General features: G+C 71.2%; 13 protein-coding genes. 6 read left to right on the forward strand and 7 right to left on the reverse strand.

Translation table 11 applies throughout. From position 1 onward, the window contains the following. Positions 1 to 102 precede the first annotated feature (102 nt). Positions 103 to 1284, forward strand: coding sequence for a S8 family peptidase (locus Ato02nite_RS13635; protein WP_213006842.1), 1182 nt, complete (start codon positions 103 to 105; stop codon positions 1282 to 1284). On the opposite strand, the gene Ato02nite_RS13640 is transcribed toward Ato02nite_RS13635, so the two are convergent. Continuing rightward, entirely contained in the window at positions 1269 to 1946 is a 678-nt protein-coding gene (locus Ato02nite_RS13640) for a glycosyltransferase family 2 protein (RefSeq protein ID WP_213006843.1), read from the reverse strand. The two genes, Ato02nite_RS13635 and Ato02nite_RS13640, sit on opposite strands and share 16 nt — an antisense overlap. Before the next feature lie 9 nt (positions 1947 to 1955). Next, positions 1956 to 2546 (reverse strand): ElyC/SanA/YdcF family protein, encoded by a 591-nt coding sequence (locus Ato02nite_RS13645; RefSeq protein ID WP_213006844.1) that lies wholly within the window; start codon positions 2544 to 2546, stop codon positions 1956 to 1958. A gap of 73 nt (positions 2547 to 2619) precedes the next feature. Between Ato02nite_RS13645 and Ato02nite_RS13650 the strand changes: the two genes are divergently transcribed. The 3 genes from Ato02nite_RS13650 (at position 2620) to Ato02nite_RS13660 (ending at position 5068) form a co-directional block, all read left to right on the forward strand. Continuing rightward, positions 2620 to 3186, forward strand: a complete 567-nt coding sequence (locus Ato02nite_RS13650) for an alpha/beta fold hydrolase (RefSeq protein WP_213006845.1) — start codon at positions 2620 to 2622, stop codon at positions 3184 to 3186. Between the two features lie 83 nt (positions 3187 to 3269). Continuing rightward, positions 3270 to 4244 (forward strand): ATP-binding cassette domain-containing protein, encoded by a 975-nt coding sequence (locus Ato02nite_RS13655; protein WP_213006846.1) that lies wholly within the window; start codon positions 3270 to 3272, stop codon positions 4242 to 4244. Continuing rightward, entirely contained in the window at positions 4241 to 5068 is an 828-nt protein-coding gene (locus tag Ato02nite_RS13660; protein ID WP_213006847.1) for an ABC transporter permease, read from the forward strand. Before Ato02nite_RS13655 ends, Ato02nite_RS13660 begins: the two co-directional genes overlap by 4 nt. On the opposite strand, the gene Ato02nite_RS13665 is transcribed toward Ato02nite_RS13660, so the two are convergent. After that, on the reverse strand, positions 5050 to 8427 hold the full coding sequence (locus tag Ato02nite_RS13665) for an AfsR/SARP family transcriptional regulator (protein WP_246606864.1): 3378 nt from the start codon (positions 8425 to 8427) through the stop codon (positions 5050 to 5052). The two genes, Ato02nite_RS13660 and Ato02nite_RS13665, sit on opposite strands and share 19 nt — an antisense overlap. Before the next feature lie 93 nt (positions 8428 to 8520). Between Ato02nite_RS13665 and codA the strand changes: the two genes are divergently transcribed. After that, positions 8521 to 9756 carry a cytosine deaminase gene (codA, locus tag Ato02nite_RS13670; protein ID WP_213006848.1) on the forward strand — a complete coding sequence of 412 codons (1236 nt, stop codon included), beginning with the start codon at positions 8521 to 8523 and terminating at the stop codon, positions 9754 to 9756. On the opposite strand, the gene Ato02nite_RS13675 is transcribed toward codA, so the two are convergent. The 3 genes from Ato02nite_RS13675 to Ato02nite_RS13685 all read right to left on the reverse strand — a co-directional run bounded on the left by Ato02nite_RS13675 (position 9731) and on the right by Ato02nite_RS13685 (position 13530). Then, the gene (locus tag Ato02nite_RS13675) at positions 9731 to 11155 is read right to left on the reverse strand and encodes a purine-cytosine permease family protein (RefSeq protein WP_213006849.1); all 1425 of its coding nucleotides are present in this window, start codon (positions 11153 to 11155) and stop codon (positions 9731 to 9733) included. The two genes, codA and Ato02nite_RS13675, sit on opposite strands and share 26 nt — an antisense overlap. 63 nt (positions 11156 to 11218) lie before the next feature. Continuing rightward, positions 11219 to 12190, reverse strand: coding sequence for an LLM class flavin-dependent oxidoreductase (locus tag Ato02nite_RS13680; RefSeq protein WP_213006850.1), 972 nt, complete (start codon positions 12188 to 12190; stop codon positions 11219 to 11221). Further along, on the reverse strand, positions 12187 to 13530 hold the full coding sequence (locus Ato02nite_RS13685; protein WP_213006851.1) for an LLM class flavin-dependent oxidoreductase: 1344 nt from the start codon (positions 13528 to 13530) through the stop codon (positions 12187 to 12189). The genes Ato02nite_RS13680 and Ato02nite_RS13685 overlap by 4 nt, the downstream gene beginning before the upstream one ends. A 97-nt stretch (positions 13531 to 13627) precedes the next feature. Here Ato02nite_RS13685 and Ato02nite_RS13690 point away from each other — a divergent pair, with 97 nt between their 5' ends. Beyond that, positions 13628 to 14473, forward strand: a complete 846-nt coding sequence (locus Ato02nite_RS13690) for a LysR family transcriptional regulator (protein ID WP_213006852.1) — start codon at positions 13628 to 13630, stop codon at positions 14471 to 14473. 680 nt (positions 14474 to 15153) lie between these two features. Here the strand turns inward: Ato02nite_RS13690 and Ato02nite_RS13695 are convergent. Next, positions 15154 to 16038: a hypothetical protein gene (locus Ato02nite_RS13695; RefSeq protein WP_213006853.1), complete on the reverse strand. Its 885-nt coding sequence runs from the start codon at positions 16036 to 16038 to the stop codon at positions 15154 to 15156. Positions 16039 to 16080 lie beyond the last annotated feature (42 nt).

Genomic DNA, 16080 nt, shown 5'->3' on the forward strand with positions numbered 1-16080 from the left:
AAGCAAGCTGGGAAACGGCGGATGGACGCCAGGTGTACGCCGGTAGCGCCAGCGTATAGATAGCTGTCTAATCAAAGGACGATGCATAGGAGGAGAGCGAAGATGACCCTACGACTCCCCGCCCGGCGGATCGTCACCGTCGGCCTGTTCGCAGCACTCGTGTCCACGCTGGCCGGCACACCGGTGTCCGCTGCCCCGACCGGCGAGATCCGCTATGCCGGGAGCCCCACCGCGATCGCGGGCAGCTATCTGGTCGTCCTCAAGGGCGGCGGCACGGTGACCAAGGCCGGCCTGTCCGGCGTCACGGTCACCGAGCGGTACGGCGCCGCGCTGAACGGCTTCGCCGCGAAGATGAGCGAGTCCGCCGCCAAGCGGCTCGCGGCCGACCCGGCCGTCGCCTACGTCGAGCAGGACCAGGTGTGGACGGTCGCCGACACGCAGAGCAACGCCACCTGGGGCCTGGACCGCATCGACCAGCGCAATCTGCCGCTCAGCACCACCTACACCTACCCGCGCACCGGGACCGGCGTCCGTGCGTACATTATCGACACCGGCATCCTGACCACCCACACCCAGTTCGGCGGCCGGGCCACCAGCGGCTACGACTTCGTCGACAACGACGCCAACGCGACCGACTGCAACGGGCACGGCACCCACGTGGCCGGCACGGTCGGCGGCTCCACCTACGGCGTGGCCAAGACCGTGAGCCTGGTGGGCGTGCGGGTGCTGAACTGCTCGGGCAGCGGCACCACGGCCGGCGTCGTCTCCGGCATCAACTGGGTGACCAGCAACGCGGTCAAACCGGCCGTGGCGAACATGAGCCTCGGCGGCGGCGCCAGCACCACCATCGACAACGCGGTGGCGTCGTCGATCGCGTCCGGCGTCAGCTACGGCGTGGCGGCCGGCAACGGCAACATCCTCGGCCGGCGGCAGAACGCCTGCAACTACTCGCCGGCCCGGGTGGCGACGGCCATCACGGTCGGCGCGACCCAGAACAACGACGCGGCCGCGAGCTTCTCCAACTACGGCACCTGCGTCGACATCCTCGCGCCGGGCGTCAACATCACGTCGTCGTGGTATTCGAGCACGACCGCCACCAACACGATCAGCGGTACGTCGATGGCCACCCCGCACGTGGTCGGGGCGGCCGCGCTCGTGCTGCAGGCCAACCCCTCGTACACCCCGGCTCAGGTCGCCTCGTACCTGACCACGAACGCCACCCCGAACGTGGTGACCAACGTCGGCACCGGCACCCCGAACCGCCTGCTCTACGTCGTGAACTGACCGGCGGCGTGCCGCATCAGCGAACCGACCACCCGGACCGAGTCGGTGACGCCGCCGAAGTTCGAGGCGGAGTTGCCGTCCAGATAGGTAGCGGGAATCGGCACCTCGGTGATGCGGCACCCCGCACCGGCCGCGGCGAGCAGCACGTTCATCTCGTACTCGAAGCGCTCGCCGGGCACGTCGCAAAGATCTTTCAAGAGCCGATGAGGGTACGACCGTAGCCCGGTCTGGGTGTCCGAAACCGACTGGCCGGTCACCGCCCGGAAGAGCCGCGCGATGATGACGTTGCCGACCCGGCTGCGCAGCGGCATCCGATCCAGCGGACGCACACCGAGCACGAGTTCGTCGCGCCCGGCCCGCGCGGCCACCGCCCGCACATCGGCGGTCCGGTGCTGGCCGTCGCCGTCCGCGGTGACCACGTCGCGCCCCGGGAACGTCCGGACGCAGTGGCGGAAGCCGGTCTTGAGGGCCTCGCCCTTGCCGCGGTTGGTGAAACAGCGCAGCACCGTGCAGCCCAGCGCGCCGGCCGCGTCGAGCACCGGCGCCGCGGACGGGCCGCTGCCATCGTCCACGATCACCACCGTCGCGGCTTCCCCGCGCAGGTCACTCAGGAGGGGCAACAATTCCCGGCCGGGCCGGTAGACGGGCAGCAATACGAGCATGGCGAGCTGTTACCCCGTGGTGGGCCGTCTCAATAGGGCGACCATGAGGCGTTCCCTCCGGAGAAGGACATCGCCGCGCCGGGCACCGAGAAGACCGAACCGGGCTGCCAGCAGCGCGCGCCGGTCGTCGTGCAGCTCGCCGCCGGTGGCCGGCACGTCGAGCAGCGCGTCGCCGCGCAGGCCGAGCACCTTGCCGGCGAGGAACCGCACCCGGGGCAGATGCCAGTCGTGGGTGACCAGGCCGAGTGGGTGCCCGGCGCCGAAGGCGTACCCCTCCAGGAGTCGGTCCTCGATGGTGCGCAGGAAGTTCTCCAGGGTGCTTCGCGAGCGGGTCTCGGCGAACAGGTCGGCATGCTCCTCCAGGCCGGTGGCGGCGCGCAGCATCAGGTCGCCCTCGCGGAAGCCGGCCGGTGGCGGCGCGGCTCCGGTGCTCACCTCCGGCCAGCCGCCGCTGAAGATGACCCGCGGCCGGTGCGGCGCGTGGGCGAGCACGTGGTCGCGTGCGGCCCGGACCCGCGCGGCGCTCGCCGGGGTCAGTTCCCACCGGCCGCCGCGGAAACGGACGCCGCGCCCGAACACGAGAAGAACGTCGGCATTCATGTCTCAAGTGTGACCGTGCCCACCGACGGGCAGGAGGCGGTCACCGAACGGCATGCCCGGAGGTTGACGCAGCATGCATCCACAACCGCCGCTCCGGACCACGCACATCGCCGGCGGCCCGCGAAACGCGCTGGTCTACGACCGGTGGGGACAGTACGGGCGGCCGGTTCTGCTGCTGCACGGCCTGCTCTTCGACCGCACCATGTGGTGGCCGGTCGGCGCCGAGCTGGCCCGGGTCTGCACCGTGGTGGCCCCCGACCTGCCGGGGCACGGCGACAGTCCGGCCCGGGACGAGGCCGGCCTCACCGACCTCGCCCGGGACCTGGCCGGCCTGGTGCGCCGCCTCGACCTGCATCGGGCCCCGATCGTCGTCGGGCACGCCTCGGCCGCACCACTGGCAGCGGCGTTCGCCGAGACGTACGCCACACACCACCTGCAGACGATCGAGGAGGAAGGCGGTGAGGTGCCGGAGTATTTCCGGTTCTACGCCGAGCCGCGCCATGGCCTCGGAGTGCTCACGGCGTACGCAAATTGGCCCGTCAGTGCAGGTCATGCCGCCGGTCGCGGCACCGGGCCGGCCTTCCCGCACCTCGCGGATCCGGCGGGTTTCGCCGCCGGCCTGCGCGCCCGGCTGCGATAGCCGCCGGCGCGCGGAACCGCCCTGCCAGTGGCGTGTCAGCGGCGTGTGCGGGCCATGTCAGCGGCCCGGCGCAGTCTTCCGGCATGACAGATCTTGTGGTGCGGGCCGAAGGGCTCCGCAAACGATTCGGAAAGACGCAGGCGCTCGACGGGGTGGACCTCGCGATGCGCCGCGGCACGGTGCTCGGCGTGCTCGGGCCCAACGGTGCCGGCAAGACCACCGCGGTGCGGGTGCTCGCCACCCTGCTGCGACCCGACGAGGGGTACGCCGAGGTGGCCGGCATCGACGTGCTCGAACACCCGCAGCGGGTACGCCGGCGGATCGGCCTGACCGGCCAGTACGCCAGTGTCGACGAGGACCTCACCGGCACCCAGAATCTGGTGCTCATCGGCCAGCTGCTCGACCTGACCACCCGCGACGCCCGCAAGCGCGCCGCCGAGCTGCTCGAGTGGTTCGACCTGAGCGAGGCCGCCGGGCGCCAGGCCAAGACCTACTCCGGTGGCATGCGCCGCCGCCTCGACCTGGCCGCGAGCCTGGTCGGCCGGCCCGAGGTGATCTTCCTGGACGAGCCGACCACCGGCCTCGACCCGGCCAAGCGCGAGGACATGTGGGGCGTCGTGCGCACCCAGATCACCCAGGGCTCCAGCGTGCTGCTGACCACTCAATATCTGGAGGAGGCGGACGCGCTCGCCGACGAGATCGTGGTGATCAACAAGGGCCGGGTGATCGCGCACGACACCCCGGACGGGCTCAAGCGCCGCGTCGGCGGCCTGACCCTGCGGGTGCGCCCGGCCGACCCGCGCCGGGTGCCGGACGCGCTGCGGGTGCTCGACCTGGTGGCCTCGCCCGGTAACTCGGCGAGCGCCGACACCGCCGCGGGTGCCCGGCCGGGCGCGGTCAGCGTGCCGGTCGCCGACGACACCGCCCTGGACATCGTCGTTCCGGCGCTGCGCCAGGCCGGCATCGAGGTCAACGACCTCGGTCTGCACCTGCCCAGCCTCGACGAGGTGTTCCACGCCCTGACCGAAGACGCGCCGCTGGAGGCTGAGCTCGTATGACCACCCTGACGATCGACCCCACCAGTACCGACCTCGACATCGACCGGCCACGCGGCGGCGCGTTCGCCGCCCAGGTCCGGCACAGCGTGGCACTCGCGCGCCGAAGTTTGATCAAAACGATCCGTACGCCGGAGGCGCTGATCGACGTGACCCTGCAGCCGGTGATCTTCCTGCTGCTGTTCACCTATATCTTCGGCGGCGCCCTCTCCGGCGGCGACCGGCACAGCTACCTGCAATACCTGCTTCCTGGCCTGCTCGCCCAGTCGCTCGCGATGGGCGGCATCGCGCTCGGCCAGAACCTCAACGCCGACATCGAGAAGGGCGTCTTCGACAGGTTCCGCTCGCTGCCGGTGGCCCGCTCGGCGCCGCTGGTCGGCGCGGTGGCCGCGGACATCGTCCGCTACCTGACCGTCTGCGTGGTCATGCTGGGCTTCGGCACGATCATGGGCTTCCGGATCGAGACCGGGTTCCTCCCGGCGGTCGCCGCGGTCGCCCTGGCCATCGGGTTCGGCCTCAGCTTCTGCTGGATCTCGGTCTGGGTCGGCATGCTGGTGCGCACCTCGGGCGCCGTGCAGGGCGTGATGTTCCTGCTGATCTTCCCGCTCTCGTTCGGCAGCAACGTGTTCGTGCAGAGCAACACGCTGCCCGGCTGGCTGCAGGCGTTCGTGCACGTCAACCCGATCACGCCGCTGGTCAACACGATCCGCGGGCTGCTCGTCGGCGGCCCGGTGGCCGGCCCGCTGTGGCAGACCCTGGCCTGGATGGCCGGCCTGCTGGTGGTCTTCGTGCCGCTTGCGCTGCGGGCTTACGCCCGCCGGGCCTGAATGGATCGGTCCTGGTCCCCGGCCGGCAGCGCCTCGCGGCGCAGCCGAGCCGGGTCGACCTGCTTGCGCGCCGTCGTCCCGTCCAGCTTCCAACCGATTTCGTACGCCTCGGCGAAGCCCTCCTCGCCCAGCGAACCGACGAGTCGCTGGACCAGCCGCCGAGTCTCCGGATCGGTGCGGTCGTGGGTGCCGCGCAGCCGGGCCGCGGCACCGAGGATGACGGCCGCCTCGTGGTAGCGCTCGTAGAAACCGGCCAGGGTGGCCGCGGTCACCGCGACCACGGCCAGGATCGGCATGTCCTTGGTCTTCAGCCCGGCCGCGTAGGCCCGGGCCAGGGACGCCTCGGCCGCCGGGCCGTCGCCGGTCTCGATCGCCAATGCGGCCCGCACCGCGCCGACCAGGGCGTGGCCGTGGTCGGCGGCGAAGGTGAGGTCGGTTGCCATCCCTGCCTCGGCGCGTTCGACCAGCTCGCGGGCCTGATCCAGATCGCCGAGCCGCAACCGGAGCCCGGCGGCCAGGGCGTCGATCAGGATGACCAAATCGGCCGAGCCCAACCGCTGCACCCGCTCCCGGACGTCGTCGATCATCGCGATCGCCGCGTCGGCGTCGCCGCTGCGGGTGCTCAGATCGATCCAGCGCAGGTCGATGAAGACCTCGTCGCTGAGGCTGAGCGAACCGAACTCACGGGCCAGCGTGCGCGCCTCGCGCAGATCGGCCTGCGCGCCGTCGAGGTCGCCGTCGTACTGCCGCAACAGCGCGCGCATCGGCAGCGCGGTGGCCTGGCCCCAGCGGTCACCGGCCCGGCGGAAGCAGTCCAGCGCGAGCGGCACCTCGACCCGCACGGTCTCCAGGTCGCCCGCGTTCTCGGCGAACTGGGCCCGGAACATCCGGGCCAGCCCGGCCAGCCACACGTCCGGTCCCTCGGTGAACCGCCCCATGATCGTGAGCGCCTGCTCGGTCTCCTCCACGAAGAACAACGTCACCGCGGTCAGCGCGCCGGCCAGGCCGGGCACTTCCGGGTAGGTGAGCAGCCGATCGGCAAGGGCCCGCAGCTCGGACCTACTGTCCTGGGCGGCCTCGCTGAGCATCGCGGACCGGTCGTTGATCTCGCTGAGCAGCAGGATCGCCTGGGCGCAGTCGCGGTCGAGGCCGGGCTCGGCCGGCACCGCCAGGGTCTCGCCGAGCCAGTAGCTCGCGTCGGCGTGCCGGCCGAGCATCTGCCAGTACCAGGACAGATTGAGGGCCAGGGTGACCGCGCCGGCGCTGTCGCCCGAGTCGCACAGGTGGCGCAGGGCGGCGAGGATGTTGTCGTACTCGGCGTGCATGGCCCGCAGCGAAACGAGCTGCCCCGGGCCGCGCAGCTCCGGGTCGTGCCGGGCCACGACCTCGGTCAGATAGCGGGCGGCGTGCTCCCGGGCGGGTTCCAGGGCGCCCTGCTCGGCCAGCCGCTCGATGCCGTACTCGCGGAGCGTCTCCAGCATCCGGTAGCGGCCGGGATCGGGGGCGAGTTGCAGCAGGGATTTGTCGACGAGGGCGGCCAGCAGGTCGGCGATGCCCGATATCGCCGGGCACACCGCCGAGGCGGAGGCCTCGGTGACGCCGCCGGGCAGCACCGAGACCCGGTCGGCCAGGGTGCGCTCGTCGTCGCTGAGCAGGTCCCAGCTCCAGGCGATGACTGCGCGCAGCGTGCGGTGCCGGGGGAGGGCGGTGCGGCTGCCGGTGGTGAGCAGCCGGAACCGGTCGGACAACCCGGCCGCCAGCTCGGCCAGCGACATCGTGCGCAGCCGGGCCGCGGCCAGCTCCAGCGCGAGCGGCATACCGTCCAGGCCGCGGACCACCCGGCTGATGTCGGGCAGGTTGTTCTCGTTGACGTCGAAGCCGGGGCGCACGGCCGCGGCCCGGTCGGTGAACAGCCGCACCGACGCCGTCCGGCGGGCGGTCTCGACGTCGTCGGCCGGATCGGGGAGGGTGAGCGGTCCGAGCGGCACCAGCGCCTCGCCGTCGACGGCGAGGGGCTCGCGGCTGGTGGCCAGGACCCGCAGCCCGGCGCACTGCGGCAGCAGCGCGGCGATGAGGTGCGCGACCGCGTCGATCAGGTGCTCGCAGTTGTCCACCACGAGCAGGATCTGCCGCGCGCCGAGCTGTTCGGCGAGGGCCTCGACCTCGTCGCCGGGCACCGGCACCTTGCCCTCGAAGAAGGCGGTGCCACGCAGCCCGATCGCGGCCAGGAACGCGGCGCCGACCTTGGCCGGCTCGGTGACCGAGGCGAGGTCGATCATCCAGGTGCCGTCACGGTACTCATGGCGGTGCCGGCGGCCGGCCTCCAGCGCGAGCCGGGTCTTCCCGGCCCCGCCCGGCCCGAGCACGGTGATCAGCCGCCCACCGGCAAGCAGGGTCTCGATCCGCGCGAGGTCGTCATCCCGCCCGACAAAGCTGGTCAGCGACGCGGGCAGATTGCTCGGCGTCGGCGCGTCTCCGCCCACCCGCCCGCCGGCATCCGGCCCTGCGGCATCCGGCCCTGCGGCATCCGGCCCTGCGGCGCCTGGTCCAGCGGCGCCTGGTCCTGCGGACACTTTCCCGGGGGAACGGCGGCTCACCCCCCATCCGGACATCTCCGGAATTTCGGTTTGGTGGAGCAGGCGCAGATGACGCTCACGGAGGGCGGCGCCCGGGTCGGTGCCGAGAGCGTCGGCGATCGCCTCCCGGGTCTGCTCGTAGCGGGCCAGCGCCTCGGCCTCCCGGCCCTGGGCGGTGAGCGCGTCGATCAGCAGGGCGGCCACCCGCTCGTCGAGCGGATTGGCGACCAGCAGGGGAGCCAGGCGGGCCTCGGCCTCGGCGGCCCGGCCCAGCGCCAGCTCGGCCCCGGACAGGTCGGCGACCGCCTCGACCGACTCGCGGGCCAACCGCGTCGCCACGGCTGGGGCGACGGCGGCAATGGCGGCCGGCTCCCCCCAGAGCATCACGGCGTCGCCGAGCACGCCGGCTGCGGTCTCCGGATCGCCGGCGCGCAGGCGTTCCCGGCCGGCCGCGGCCAGCCGTTCGAAGCGCAGGGCGTCGACGTCGTCGTCGGTTGCGGCGAGCCGATAGCCGCCCTCGCTCTGGGCGACGAGGCCGGGGCCGCCGAGGATCTTGCGCAGGCGGGAGACCAGGGACTGCAGAGCGTTGGCCGGCTCGGCCGGGCGGTCCTCCGGCCACAGTGCGTCGACCAGCGTGCCCGGGTCGACCGGGCGGCCGCCGGCCAGGGCGAGGCGGGTCAGCAGGCCGCGCAGCCGGGCACCGACCACGGGCACGACGGTCTCGCCCCGGCGCACCTCGAAGGTGCCGAGCAGCGTTACCCGCAGGCCCCCGCTTTCCCCCACGACACCGATCCTCTCGCGTGCGGGCCGTCCACCCAAACCGGCCCTGTCTCAGCATCGCCTCAGGTCGTAACGTGCGGCGCGCAGAATGAGGCCATGATCGACCTGTTGCTCACCAACACCTCCCGTGGCGACATCGGCATCTCCGGCGGTCGGATCGTGCCGCCCGCCGAGGCGCGGACCACCCGCGACCTGGGCGGCCGGCTGGTTACGCCGCCGCTGGTCGAGCCGCACATCCACCTCGACGCGGTGCTCACCGAGGGCCAGCCCCGGCCGAATAGGTCCGGGTCGCTGTTCGAGGGCATCGCGATCTGGGCCGAGCGGGTCCAGGACCTGACCGTCGAGGACGTCAAGGAGCGGGTCCGGAAGGTGCTGCGCTGGCAGCTGGCCTGCGGCGTGCAGCATGTGCGCAGTCACGTCGACGTCTGCGATCCCGATCTGCGGGCGCTGCGGGCCCTGGTCGAGCTGCGCGAGGAGGCCCGCGGGGTGATCGACCTGCAACTGGTGGCGTTCCCGCAGCAGGGCATCCTGTCCTTCGACGGCGGGGCCGACCTGATGCGCAGGGCGGTGGATGTCGGCGCCGACGTGATCGGGGCGATTCCGCACTACGAGCTGACCCGGGAGGACGGGGTCGAGTCGGTGCGGTTCGCGATGGCGCTCGCCGAGGAGCACGGGCTGCGGGTCGACATCCACTGCGACGAGACCGACGACGAGCACTCCCGTTTCCTCGAGACGATGGTGGCCGAGACGATCCGGCGGGGGATGAGCGGCCGGGTGACCGCCAGCCACACCACGGCGATGCATTCCTACAACGCGGCGTACGCCTATCGGCTGATCAACAACATCGCCCGGGCCGGCCTGCATATGGTGACCAACCCGCTGGACAACGCGGTGCTGCAGGGCCGATTCGACCCCGGGCCGATCCGGCGCGGCCACACCCGGGTCAAGGAACTGCTGGCGGCCGGGGTCAACGTGGCGATCGGGCACGACTCGGTGATGGATCCGTGGTACCCGCTCGGGTTCGGCGACCCGTTGCAGGCCGCGTTCGTGCTGGCGCACCTCGGACACATGAGTGGCGCGGACGAACTGCGCACCCTGATCGACATGATCACCGTGGCCCCGGCGGCTGCTCTCGGCGTGGCCGACTACGGCCTCAAGGTGGGCGGGCCGGCCGACCTGGTCGTTTTCGACGCCACCAGCGAGGCCGAGGCGTTGCGGCTGCAACGCCCCCGGTATCTGGTGATGCGGGCGGGCCGGGTCGTCGCCGAGACCGAGCCCGCCCGCACCACCGTCACCTGGGACGGTGTCACGCAACCAGTGAGCTTTCGCTGACGCCCTTCTGACTGGTGCCCTTCTGTAGGGGGAAGAACACCGCGTAGAGCACCGCCGACACCACGAAGCCGACCTCGAACGTGAAGTCGCCGAACGACGGCCAGTGCGACGGGACCGGGCCGACGTACTCGCTCTGGTTGGAGAAGAGCCAGATCGACACGACCATGCCGATCGCCATGGCGACCGCGCCGCCCCACGGGTTGTGCGCCTTGTCGTAGAGGAAGCCGTCCACCCGCTTGCCGCGCCGCAGGAACCAGTCGGTCAGGTAGACCGCCAGCCAGGGCCCGATCCAGTACGCGATGACCAGCAGGAAGTTCTCGTACTTGTGCCCGGCGTCGCTCAGGCCCGACCAGGCCAGCAGGAAGCCGGCCACGCCGAAGACGCCGGAGACGATGGCCCGCCGCAGGCCGAGCGGCACGGTGAAGCCGAGCGCCAGGAACGACATCGAGCCGGAGTAGATGTTGATGGCGTTCGCGCTGATCGCCCCGAGCGCGATGGCCAGCAGCGTCAGGTTAGCCACTACCGACGGCAGGTGGCTGGTGAACGCCTCGGTCGGGTTCTCGATGCCGGGGGCCGCGATGGTCGCCGACGCGGCGCCGACGATCTCCAGGAACGTGCACGACACGAACACGCCCAGCCCGGCGAAGACTCCGGTCGACACCTTGCTGGTCGTCGGGGCGAGGTAGCGGGTGTAGTCCGTCGCGTACGGGTTCCAGCCCGCCGCGTACCCGAAGGAGGCCCCGACCGTCAGCAGGAAGCCGCCGATCCCGCCGGTGCCGCCCGCGACAGCGGACGGCGAGGCCTTGCTCAGCGTGATGATCGACGTGATCAGGAAGATCACCGCGAGGACTGGGAACGCGTAGCGCTCGAACGCCTGCACCAGGTTGTGCCCGAAGAAAGCGACCGCCACCTGCAGGACCACCACGATGATCAGGCAGAGCACGTTCGGCAGATCGGTGAGGGTGGCCAGGGCGAGCGCGCCGCTGACGCTGTTGACCGCGAACCAGCCGATGCCGGCCACGACCGCGTTGAGACCGGCCGGCAGGATGTTGCCGCGGTAGCCGAAACCGATGCGGGACAACACCATCTGCGGTACGCCCATCGACGGGCCGCGCGCCGACAGGATGCCGTGGGTCGCCGAGCCGAGCGCGGTGCCCAGCACGATCGCGGCCACCGCCTGGCCGAACGTCTGCTGGAAGTAGAGCACCGAGATGACGCCCACGAAGATGGTCGCGAACTCGAGGTTCGGCGACATCCACGTCCAGAACAGGTTCAGTGGCCGGCCGTGCCGCTCCTCGACCGGGATGAAGCCCGCGCCACCGGGCTCTACCGCGGTGACCCGGGCTCCGTAAGAGCCTTCCCTTACCTCGGCTTCAGTTGTTTCGACCGCTGCTGTCATATCCGGCCTCCGGCCCTCGATCGACCTCGATGACCTGGAGTAGACGCCCGATCTGTTTCCGGATTATTGCGCTTTCCAGCCGAGGGCCGGCGCGATCTCGGTAGCGATCAGCGTGAGTGCGTTGACGGCCGCGTCGAAATCCGGAATGCCGGGATTGAACTGCGTAATCAGGTCGGTGGCCACCGGCAACACCTTCTCCTTCCGCAGCGCCTCGATGATCTCGTCGGGGTGTCCGTAGAAGGCATGGAACCGGCGCAGGTACTCCTCGGTGCTCTGCCCGGCGGGGAAGGTGCCGCGCCGGACGAACCCCGCGGTGGCGTTGTTCAGGCCGTCCTCGATCTGCCGGAGGGCTTCCTTACGGTCCTTCGCCGGAAAGACAAAACGCGACAAACCAATTCGCGGCGTACGGTCGTGAGCCCACGTCTCCAGGAACGCGTCCGCCCATACCCGCTGGATGACGTCGGTGTCCTCGTCGTACCCGTAGGTGGCCCGGTTGAGCAGCAGGTTCGAGCCCTCCTGCGCGGTGTAACGGGCGCCCGCCTCGCTGAAGATGCCCTGCCAGATCCGGTCGGTGAAGTCGCTCGGGGCGGGCGGCTGGATGGTGAAGCCGGGGGCGACCTCCGCGCCGGCCAGTGCCGCGCGCAGGATCCGCAGGCCCTCGGTGGTCAGCTCGCGCTTCTGCTCGAAGTCCTTGCCGAACACGGCGTATTCGGCCGGCCCCGAGCCGCTGCCGACGCCGATCTCGACCCGGCCGCCGCTGAGCGTGTCGACCACGGAGACGTCCTCGGCCAGGCGGATCGGGTGTTCCAGCGGCACGATGGTGATGGCCGTGGAGAGGCGGATCCTCCGGGTCCGGGCGGCCGCGTACGCCAGGAACGTCCAGGGTGACGACAGGCCGCCACCCTGCAGCGGTTCGTGGTGCTGCGCCACCCAGCCGACGTCGAAGCCGAGCTCGTCGGCCACCACGAACAGCTCCTGGGCATTGCGGTACGCGTTCTCGCCCTGCACGTGGGTGAGGAAGCCGAGCCGGTTCACGGGACCAGCACCTTCCGGGCGGCGGTGTGCACGTTCTCCGGGATCGGCAGGCCGTAGTTGCCGCGCAGCGTCGTCGAGTCGTACTCGGTGCGGGCGATGCCGCGCTCGCGCAGGATCGGCAGCACCTCGTCGGTGAACCGGGCGAACTCGCTCGGCACCCCGACCCCGATGTTGAGCCCGTCGAACGCGCCCGCCTCGAACCACCGCTGGATCTCGTTCGCCACGGTCAGCGGCGACCCGACGAACGGCGAGCGCTGGGAGTCGATGCTCCGCTGCACGACCTGACGGAGCGTGAGGTTCTGCTCCCGGGCCAGCTTCTTGATCCCCTCGGCCTGCGTCTTGAAGCTCCGGGCACCGGCGTCGCCCACCTCCGGGAAGGGAGCGTCCAGGTCGTACCGGGTGAAGTCGTGCCAGCCGAACGGCCGGCCCAGCTCCTTCAACGCCCGGTCGAAGTCCTTGCCGCCGACCCTTTCGGCCTCGATGGCGCGGGCCTCCTCGTCGGTGTCCGCGATGATCGGGTTGAAGCCCGGCACGATCAGCACGTGGTCGGGGTCGCGGCCCTTCGCGGCGGCCCGGGCCCGCAGGTCGTTGCGGAACGCCACCGCCTGCTCGATCGTCGCGGCATGCGTGAAGATCGCCTCGGCGATGCTCGCGCCCAGGTCGCGGCCCTCGTCCGAGTCGCCGGCCTGGAAGATGACCGGCTGGCCCTGCGGCGAGCGCTCGATGTTCAGCGGTCCCACCACCGAGAAGTGCTCGCCGACGTGGTTGAGCGGGTGCTGCTTGGTCTTGTCGAAGAAGACCCCGGCCTCCTTGTCGCGGGGGAAGGCGTCGTCCTCGTACGAGTCCCACAGCCCCTGCACCACCCGGACCGACTCGAGTGCTCGGCCGTACCGGGCGGCGTAGTCGTAGTGCTCCTTGCGGCCGTAGTTGCCGGCCGTCCCGCCGTCGCCGGTGGCCACCACGTTCCAGCCGGCCCGGCCACCGCTGATCAGGTCGAGCGAGGCGAGCCGCCGGGCCAGGTTGAACGGATCGTTGTACGACGTCGTCAGCGTGCCGACCAGCCCGATGTTGGTGGTGTGCACGGCGACCGCCGACAGCAGCGTGAGCGGCTCGAGCCGGTTCAGGTAGTGGTTGGGCGAGTCCGGGGTGATGAACTGGCTGTCGACGATGAAGATGTGGTCGAACTTCGCCGCCTCGGCCTGCTGGGCGCGGGCGATGTACCAGCGGATGTCGACGCTCGCGTCACCGGGGATCTCCGGGCTGAGCCACGTGTGGTGCTGACCGGGTCCGCCGACGCCGTAGAAGACGGCGCCGAGCACGAGTTGTTTGCGAGCTGCCATGTTCCTGAGTCTCGGCTTCGCGCTGGCGTCATGTCCAAGGAGAGAACGTGATACCAGCCATTACGCTGCCTCATCAATTCCTAGTAGTCTGATAGGCATGAGTCGGTTTCTGGACATCGGGCCGCTGCGCAGCTTCGTCGCGGTGGCGGACTGCGGCGGCTTCCAGCGCGCCGCCACGTCGCTGCACCTCACCCAGGGTGCGGTGAGCCAGCACGTGCGCCGGCTGGAGTCGACCGTGGGGCGCGCCCTCGTCGAGCGGGACGGGCGGGGGTCCCGGTTCACCGCCGCGGGGGAGATGCTGCTCGGCCAGGCCCGGCGCATCCTGGCCGCACACGACGAGACTCTGCGCGTGTTCGACGTCGAGGAGGAGCCGGGGCTGACCATCGGCGCCACCGAGCACGCGGCCGCGCTGCTGTTGCCCGCCCTGGCCGGGGCGTTCCCCGGGCGCCGGGTCCGGTTCCGCATCGACCGCGGGGCTCAGCTGCGGGCCGCACTGGCCGAGGGCCGCATCGATCTGGCGCTGCTGATCGGGACCGACTCGGGCGGTGCGGCGGTCGGGTCGCTTCCGCTCACCTGGTATTCGGCGCCGCAATGGCGTCCGCCGGCCGGGCCGGTGCCGCTGGTCGCCTTCGACGCGCCCTGTGCGCTGCGCAGCCGCGCCCTGGAGACGCTGGCCGAGCACGGGTTGCCGGCCGAGGTGGGCTGCGAGGCCGCCCATCTGGCCGGGGTGCAGGCGGCCGTGCGGGCCGGGCTGGGCGTGGCCCTGATGGCCGGGCTCGAGCAGGAGTTCGAAGGGCTGGTCGCCCGGGACGACCTGCCGGCGGCGCGGCCGCTCGTGCTGTCGGTGCAGCCCCGGGGCGGGCTGGCGGCCGAGGAGGCGGGTAGTGCCGTGCGGGCGTTGCGGGCACTGCTGGCTACGATGCCGGGCCATGTCCATGCATGAGATCGAAGATCTGGTCCACTCCTCGATCGTCGTGCTGGACGCGGGTCACCCGGACGACGACGACCGGCTGCGCGACTGGTTCGTGGCCCTCTACGCGTTCCAGAACACCTACGACTGCTCGTACACGATGGGCCGGGTCGAGGAGATCCTGCTCCGTCGGCGGCACACCTACCGTTTCCCGATCGCCGAGCACCCGGACTACGCGCGCCGCCGCTCGTACTTCGACGGCCTGACCGGCTTCACCGAGCTGGGCGAGCCGGCCGGCGAGGACTGGGGGAACCCGCTCGCCGACGGCTACGCCGACCCGCCCTGGCTGTACTGCGAGGCCGGCACCGCACTGTGGCGGCGGATGGCCGACGCGGGTCATCTGACCGGCGCCGACGCGATCCCGCCCCGCCCGGTCCGGCTGATCGAGGTGGTGCTGGCCGTCGCCACCGCCGCCGAGAAGGCCGGCGACCCCGAGCTGATCGCGCACTGGTGGGGCCTCGGCCCGGACGCCCTGGTGGACGAAGTTTCGCTGGACGCCCACGACCTGGCCGCGACGCCCGGAGTGGGCGCTCTGCGCGACTTCGTGCGGCGCTCGGGCGCGGCGGCGGTCGCACTCCCGGCCGGCTCCGCCCCACCGACGCCGAACTCGACACGATGGCGGACGACCGCGAGATCTGGTGGTACCGCGTGGATCAGCGAGCGGCGATTATCTGAGCGCCATTGGCGGTCTGCGCTTCCAGGTAGGACTTTATTTTGGCCATCTCGGCCGCGCGGGCCTCGATGGTTCGTTTCTGGTAGGCGGTCTCCACCGCCAGCATGATTCCGGCCGTATTGGTCTGCGCTTTGCAGGCCACGTCCACGCCGGCCGTGTCGATCTCCGTCCGGCCCGGCTTGGCGGTTCGCCAGCGCTGATCGTTCGCGGCGGTGTACGGGTCGGGATACCCGAAGCCTTTTGCCCGCATGCAGGTGCTCCACTCGGTGAATACCCGCTTCACCCGGCTGTCGGTCTTGATCTGGTTGAAGGATTCGAACTGAAGTTTTGGTGCGATGCCGGGGTCGATGTCGGGCACGCCTTTGTTGAGCTGCCGGGCAGCTTCCCCGGAGCACCCGCCGGGCGGAACGGGTCTCCCGTCGAATGTCTGCTCGCCGCCACCGGACCACACGTTCATGGCCTCCGCGGTGACCTTTTCCGTCGATTCGGCCGCACCACTTAGCGCGGCGGGGTTGTGGTATCCGAAGGTCTTTACTTCCGTCGGCTCGATGACCGAGTATCGGCGCGCGTTCAGCGGCGTTTCGGTGCTCGGGGCCGGCGCACTCGCGGGCCAGGTGAGACCGAACCGCTTCATGCAGTCGCGGCCGAGGATATTCACCGCCGCGGAGTACATGCGCGCCTGTTCCATGGTCAGCACATAGGCGTCGAGCGGCAGCCGGATATCGGCGCCGGAGCGCACGACCGGAATGGGGCCGAGTTCCGGTTCCGCCGATGGCGCCGGGGCTCGGCCGGCGGTGCATGCGCCGGTGCCGGCGATGACCGCGGCGAGGCCGAAACAGGCGAGAACACGTTTCCCATTGATCATTGAGGTGACTCCTTGCCCGGTGCAGCCCGGCCCGCGATGCTG

Origin of the sequence: Paractinoplanes toevensis (assembly GCF_018332695.1) — a bacterium.
GTDB lineage: Bacteria > Actinomycetota > Actinomycetes > Mycobacteriales > Micromonosporaceae > Actinoplanes > Actinoplanes toevensis.